Annotated in this window: 3 protein-coding genes; all 3 read right to left on the bottom strand. The window is 42.4% G+C overall.

Annotated elements, in window-relative coordinates; translation table 11 throughout:
- Positions 1 to 466: 466 nt before the first annotated feature.
- The 3 genes from QWZ17_RS07720 to QWZ17_RS07710 all read right to left on the bottom strand — a co-directional run bounded on the left by QWZ17_RS07720 (position 467) and on the right by QWZ17_RS07710 (position 6,853).
- Positions 467 to 1,726 carry a glycoside hydrolase family 99 protein gene (locus QWZ17_RS07720; protein WP_290304527.1) on the bottom strand — a complete coding sequence of 420 codons (1,260 nt, stop codon included), beginning with the start codon at positions 1,724 to 1,726 and terminating at the stop codon, positions 467 to 469.
- A 37-nt stretch (positions 1,727 to 1,763) separates the two neighbouring features.
- Positions 1,764 to 4,013 carry a GH92 family glycosyl hydrolase gene (locus QWZ17_RS07715; protein WP_290304526.1) on the bottom strand — a complete coding sequence of 750 codons (2,250 nt, stop codon included), beginning with the start codon at positions 4,011 to 4,013 and terminating at the stop codon, positions 1,764 to 1,766.
- A gap of 278 nt (positions 4,014 to 4,291) precedes the next feature.
- The gene (locus QWZ17_RS07710; protein WP_290304525.1) at positions 4,292 to 6,853 is read right to left on the bottom strand and encodes a Kelch repeat-containing protein; all 2,562 of its coding nucleotides are present in this window, start codon (positions 6,851 to 6,853) and stop codon (positions 4,292 to 4,294) included.
- Between the last annotated feature and the right edge of the window lie 299 nt (positions 6,854 to 7,152).

Genomic DNA, 7,152 nt, shown 5'->3' with positions numbered 1-7,152 from the left:
ACCTGTGAAGCTAAACGCTCCTTCCTTGTCTTTTGTCCTTTCATTTTTGTTTACTTAGTGTAAACCTATTTCAGGACAAGACAATCTGCTATGCCTGTAGTCTCCGACTACAGTATTTTTTAAGCAAGGGCAATAATCCTGTAGTCGGAGACTACAGGCATAGTAGTACGAAGTCAGAGACTTCGTACAGCGGGCGGGACCTCACAGCTATTCGACTTCCACTGTTGATCGAAGTCTCCAGACTTCGATCTGCTATGCTTATAGTCTCTGACTACAGCAGCTTTTTAATCAAGCGTATACAAACCTGTAGCAGAGACTACGGGCATAGTAGTCCAAAGTCCGAGACTTCGCACAGCGTCGTTCTTAAAATAAATGTGCCCGTATCTCACCCCGGGCACACGGTTATCAATATTTTGATAACATCAACTAAACCTCTTAGAGAGGGTATTTTAAAAATCTTCAGTTTTTATTTATGATTTACCGGCAAAGGCACATCCTCAGTAAAAGGTACCTGCTTCCTGAGCATTTTGGTGGCGTACCCTGTTAGGTATAAATAATAATCATTAGGAATACCAACTTCATAACTTACAAAGGTGCTTAAGCCTACCGGCGGGTTTTTGGAAGCTTTCAGGATGGCGGTGCCTTCATCAACCTCATCAAACATGGCTACATAGAGCATGCCTGCACCACTTTTAATGGCTCCTGTAATCTGTTTCCAGTAAAAATGACCTCTGTTACGAGGGATCTGGTTTTGCGGCGCACGTGGGTTCATGTTATGCCAGCTAAAACCGGGGAACACGGTGGGCACATAATCCACCTTATTAGCTTTACACCAGGCAATGTCATCAACTATCCGCGGCTGGAATTTGGGGTAACTGTCTTCATTAAACCGCCCTACAAACCATGGGTGAACAATATCTACCTTGCGGAGCAAGTCATGCAAACGCGGGTCTTTTTCGGTGTCGTTACCAAAATCACGCCAGTAGGTTGGCACGCCTAATAAAACAGCGCAACCGCCATATATGGGGTCATTTTTAAAAAAGTTGATGATCCGTTCAGCTTCGCCAAGGCCGTATTTGCGTCCATCGTTAAAGCCCACACCCCAAACGGCCACCAGGGGTTTACCATAATGATAAAGCCAGGTCTGGTTGTTGCCCCTATTGGTCAATTTCAGGCTATCTATCAAATGTTTCCAATCCTTAATCACCAACGAATCACCACCGGCCTGCATGCCCGAAAGATCATACATTACCGAAATTGCCCGGTGATATTTTTCAGAATATTTAAGCGCGTTACCCAGTACCACATCGTTATGATTACGTCCCCTGCCCCGTTGTACATCGCCAATAAAACGCTGTACAAATACACCATCAATACCGTACTGCTGCATCCACTTAAAATGCGTTTCAACTGATGAAGAATCATAGGAGCTGTACAGGTAGGCATCCGTACCATCGGCATGTTTAAATGGCGATACGTAGTTTTTTTTATACTCGCTTACATCCGGCCAGATATCTATATTAGTATAACCCGGCTCAAATTTACCGTGCGATACATAATGGTTCCACCCGCGACCGGCACCATCCCCCGGGGCATTAAACCAGCCCTGGTAACCGGCCATTACCAACCCTTTATAACTTTTAAAAGCCGATGTTTTGCTATGCTTTTGAGCGTACCCAACGGCGCATACCAATAGCAGCAAGATGCTAAAAACTTGTTTTTTCATCAGGATATATCTTTTATGTTTTAATTATTGGATTAACTCAAATGCCCCAGCTTTTATTAGGTTTAGGTCCCATTTGTAACTCAAGCAAGCCACCTGCAACAAGCTGTTCATGCGTAAACCAAGGCTTGTTTAATACCTTACCGTTAAACTTAGCGCTTTGGATATATTTATTAACTACCGAACAATTATTGGCCAATAGTTTAAACTGTTTACCGTTTGGCAAATTGATAGTCACTTTACTAAATACCGGACTGCCTATGGTGTAAACCGGCTTGCCTGGTGTTATTGGATAAAAACCCATAGAGGAGAACACCACAAAAGCCGACATACCGCCGCCGTCTTCATCGCCCGGTATACCGAAAATGCTATCCTTGTACCATACATCTAATAAAAACCTCACCCGCTTCTGGGTTTTCCATGGCGCGCCAGCGTAGTTATACAGGTACGGGATATGGAAGCTTGGCTCGTTACCCATGGAGTACTGCCCCACAAGCCCGGTTGCATCGGGGAACTTAGCCCAAAACTGGTATTTGCTTCTATCTAAACCTTCACGAAATAACTGATCAAGCTTAGCCTGGAAAGCATCATTACCGCCCATTAAACCAATGAGGCCGGGAATATCGTGCTGCACCTGCCATAGATAGGTCCAACCGTTATTTTCGTCGTAATAATCGCGCCCGCCAAGTCCGCCATCAAATTTAGGATCGATATTGATCCAGTTACCATCCTTGTCTTTGGGGATAAACATCTTTTTATCATTGTTCCACAGGTTTTTATAGTTAAGGGCGCGTTTGGCAAATAAGGTCTGATCGTCGGTTTTCTTCAACTCGGCAGCCAGCTGCCCCACAGCCCAATCGTCATAACTACCGCCGAGGGTAACGGCTACGGCCTGCCTTTTTTCAAAAGAGTGTACCAGGCTTACGGTTTCCTTTTCGCCTTTTGGCAGGGCTGGGAAATAACCCTTATCATAGTAAAAATCGTCCAATTCGCATTTAGGTCCGTTTTCCCATGGCAACATGGTGGCCTGGGTGGCATTTTTATGAATACCCTCGTAGGCTTTTTGAATATCAAAACCGCGGATGCCTTTACGGTAATCATCCAAAAACATTACGGTGGAGTGAAAACCGTTCATACAAGGATTATCGCCAAACAAAACCGGGAAGGTTGGCATCCAACCACTTTGCTGATACATGGTTACATAGGAGTTCAACATATCTGATTCCATAGTAGGGTTCAATATCGACCGCAACGGGTGAAGGGCCAGGTAAGTATCCCAAACCCAATCATCTACATAAAAGGGGCGGTTGCTGTCATGAACCTTTTTATCGTAACCGCTATAATAATGCCCATCCTCATTGATGTTCACCATCCGCTCGTTACAGCGGTACAAAGCAGTATAAAACGACCGGCGTTGCGCTTCGGTACCGCCGGCTATTTCAATTTGGTTAACTACTTTGGCCCACGCGGCTTTTGCAGTTGTTGTTAATGTATTAAAATCAACGCCCGTAAATTCGTCTTTAAAGTTTTGTTTGGCTTGTTGCTCGCTTACGTATGATATGGCATATTTAAACTCAACCACATCGGGCGTACCGGCGCCAAAGGTTATATATGATTTTGCTTCCTTACCCGTTATGGCTGCATCTTTGATCAGCTTGTCATCTTTTACAATACCAGCAGTTCCTTTGGCGTTGAAACGACCGTAAACATAAATTTTGATATCGCCATTGTAGGTTTCCATGCCACTGAGTTCATTGCCATTGGTAAAGCTAAAACTGGCATCGCCATCGTTATAAACATCAAACAAAATGCTTTTAGCAACACTTTTAGCCGGGAAAGTAAATTTAAAAATCCCCACCTTTTTGCCGGGCGCAAACTCCACGGTGATATCCTTATCAATTAAATAAGTAGAATAATACCATGGACGGGTAACTTCCAGGTCATGATCGTAAGGCATCTTCTCATCCCACGATGCAGGGCTTAGCGTTTTAGTATCAGGCTTTATGGCAAAAACCTCACCCAGGCGGTGGGATACCATATTGAGCGGAAAGCTGGAAATCTGGTCGTCAATATAATCGGCCCGCTTGGGGTACATCCTAATCATTTGGTTGGGCAGGTGCATGGTTGGCCGGGTTGGTTCCAGCAATTGCCCCACGTTACCAATACGTGGATCAATGTATTTTAAATTGCCATCGGTTTGGGTTTGCGCGTTGCACAGGGTAATTGTGGTAACGCTTAACAAAGCACCAAAAACAACCGGTTTTAATAGCCGGGTAAATAAGATATCCATTTGTTGAATTTATAATCGGTTTATAGGTTCAAATTTGCCGCTAAACCTTAATGAACTATTAATATTTTATTAATTGCACCGGAAAATTAAAGATTGTATGGGATTAATTGAGATTTAAATGAAATAGACGCTCAAATAAGCGCGCCTTTTGTCCCTTAGGATCTCTCGATCAGAGGACTCTGAGGGAGTCGATTATCGAAATCATCATACACCCCCGTTAAACAAACGCGCACAGGGTCCTTTTTCAAAGAGACCCTGTGTGGACGGGAAAGGTAGATTTATTCAAGAATCGAATGAAAATCGCGCTCAAAAGCTTCACCGTAAATGGCTTTATACTCTTTATTAAAGCTTTCGAAAGTATTTTTGGCCAGCGAATGTTTGCCGATGTGGGCAAGGGCTTTGCATTTTAAAATCATGGCTTCCTCATTTACCGGGTCGAAATAGAAGATATCATTGGCCAGTTTGATTAAAAATTCAGGATCATCGGCAATGGGCACCGACGCTGCGAATTGAATATAGGAATCGATGATCTCGTTGGATACTTCGGATTTAAATGTATCCAGCCATTCGTATTCAATGTTTGATAAAAAGTTGCCCCGCTGCGTGATGCGCGTAAGCTGAACGATTTTTTGTTTATTAAGCTTGGTTTTGTTAGATACAATATTGAGGTAGTTATGGTAATCAACCATGATATGGCTATAATCAATCTCAATTTTCCAATAGCCCGTATCTTTTGATAACTGGCAGTGCCCTATTTTATCTAAAAGCGTTTTAAGCTTGGCAATATTTACAGACCGGTTGTTGCGGGCACTTTTTTCCGATTTATCAAACCAAAGTATTTCATTCAGTTTTTCGGAGCTTACCCCCCTATCCAATTTTACCGAATACAGCAAAATCACCAAAAACAGCTCTTTTAACAAGGGCGTAAAATACCTGGTGATCTCGTTGCCCTCGGGCGTAAACAGCTGCAGATCGCCAAATAAAAATATGGAGTTTTTGCAGTGGCTTTTGGTATAGTCATCTTCAAATACCAGAGCTTCATCCTCTGGCAATTGTTCTGTTGTTGGCAATGGCCTAACGGGTTTGAGTTGATGTTGTGGTTCGTTGATAACTACTTGTTTTTTACGCTTAACCACTATAATATAACCTATTGCAATCAGCCCCAATACGCAACCTACAACAAACCACCAAAAAAAACCAGCGTGACTTACTTCTATAACCCGCTCGTCTAACGGTTCGGGCGGACTTAACAGCGAATATATTTTTATCCGCGTCCTGTCTTCCTCCCTAAATAAAGTAACGGCCAAAAATTTGCCGCTGTGGGGTAAAAAGTACAGATCAGAAAAGGAATGAATATCATGAAACAAAAACGGAATGGTATCGCCTACCAGCTGATATTTTGCTTTATCCAGTGAACCACGGATCAGTTGCAGGTTAGAGTTAAATTTATGCTGAGGAAATATCAACCCATAATAGGAGCGTTCTTTTTCATTGATAACCAACGAATTTGAGAACACAAAATCTTCGTTCTTTACATCGATAGTGAACAGCTTTTTAAAGGATTTATCCTTAACCGAGAACCGCATCATATCATACAAATTACGCGGATTTACAATTTGCTGGCCCGATGCGCTGCCATAACCACCAATTACATAAGCAGTATCACCGGCGGCGCTTGTACCCAAACCGGCCAGGTAACGCGGCGTAAAAGTATCGCCCTTAACTTTTACCTTTTGCCAGGTATTGGTAACTACGTTGTAGCGTTTAACACTGTCTTTATAAATTAACTGCCCATAGCCGCCAATGGTATAAACCGAACTATCGGCCTTGCTGAAAAACTTATTGAGGTGACCATTATTGGTAGCCAGGTTTTTAAAGCCCTTGTTCCATCGGTTGGTTTTAAAATCATAGGTACCGATGGCCATCTGGTCGATATACAGGTAGTACAGTTTATCGGCATTATAAACCATCTGATCGCCGGGCACCATCATTTGCTTACCCGAGCTGTAAGCAGTACTCGTAATTTGCGGTGTTTTATTAACAGCGTAGGTATATAGCGAATCCTGGTTTATAATTAAAACCCGCTCATTAGCGGCATCAAAAGCAATGCTGGCATCACCCGGAATGGTAAACTCTTTTTCCATTTGCCAGTTGCGGTGGCGCGATTTGATCCATAGCGGATTGGTGATGGTGCCGTTGTTTTGGTTAACGGTTTCATTGGCTATGTTGCCCTCCCACTCGTTAAGCGGCCAGTTGCCAAGCAGTGTTCCGTTTTGAGATACATTTACCTCCCGAAGTTTCAAAGGCGGCAAATCGGTAGTTTGAAACTGCCGGTAAGCGTTTGCACCAAAAAGCAGTTTATAATTGCTGCATGGCTTTAGGGCAAGTCCCGTTTCGCTATAAGCATCCTTCCCCGAAAAAACGGTGAGCTTATCATTCTTATAGTCGATAAGCAGCCTTAGTTTGTTCCAATGATCAAACAATAGCTTATCATCAATATTAAAGCATATTTTTGAAAGGCGTTCGCCGATAATGATTTTAAAGTGTTTGGTATTGGCCTGGTTATCATAAACAAGGTCGATATTTTGTTTATCGTCGCCAACAAGCCGCAATATGTAACCAAAATAAATAACATGATTGGGCATAAAAGAAAGATCGAAGGATACATCGAGGTTATCTTTTGGCCTTACGTTGTTTACGCTTAAATCAAGCGTGGTGCGTTTATCCTGCACCACCTCATGACTATAAAACCCTAACCCGTACGACTGCGCATTTGCAGGCAACAGGAAAAGGATATTTAATAAAATAACCGTTATTATACCCGATAAAAAAAATCTCATGTTGATAAGTACCTGCTAAGCATTGCAACTTAAGTACCCGCGCTGTAATTTATAATTGGTACCGGCGTGTTTAGCCACCGACAGGCTAAAATACAATAAATACAGTACACATTTAAAAGATTTGCAGCATAATGTCTTTAACAACGCGATTAAATAGCGTCAAATTAGCAGATACTAATTTAACAACTGGTAATATTAATTTATCATCAATATTTACCAATTGTTAATCATTATTGGAGGCAATAGGCATAAAAACGCCAATTGAGTTTGTAAAAAGCTACCCTATGATTAATTGCGAC

The sequence above is a fragment of the Mucilaginibacter flavus genome (genome assembly GCF_030409315.1).
In the GTDB taxonomy this organism is placed as follows: Bacteria; Bacteroidota; Bacteroidia; order Sphingobacteriales; family Sphingobacteriaceae; genus Mucilaginibacter; species Mucilaginibacter flavus.
This window is presented reverse-complemented; position numbering and strand designations above follow the sequence as displayed.

What these genes read in the sequence shown, in the direction of transcription:
- QWZ17_RS07720 (WP_290304527.1), bottom strand. Translation starts at nt 1,726, where the DNA reads ATGAAAAAACAAGTTTTTAGCATCTTGCTGCTATTGGTATGCGCCGTT.
- QWZ17_RS07715 (WP_290304526.1), bottom strand. Translation starts at nt 4,013, where the DNA reads ATGGATATCTTATTTACCCGGCTATTAAAACCGGTTGTTTTTGGTGCT.
- QWZ17_RS07710 (WP_290304525.1), bottom strand. Translation starts at nt 6,853, where the DNA reads ATGAGATTTTTTTTATCGGGTATAATAACGGTTATTTTATTAAATATC.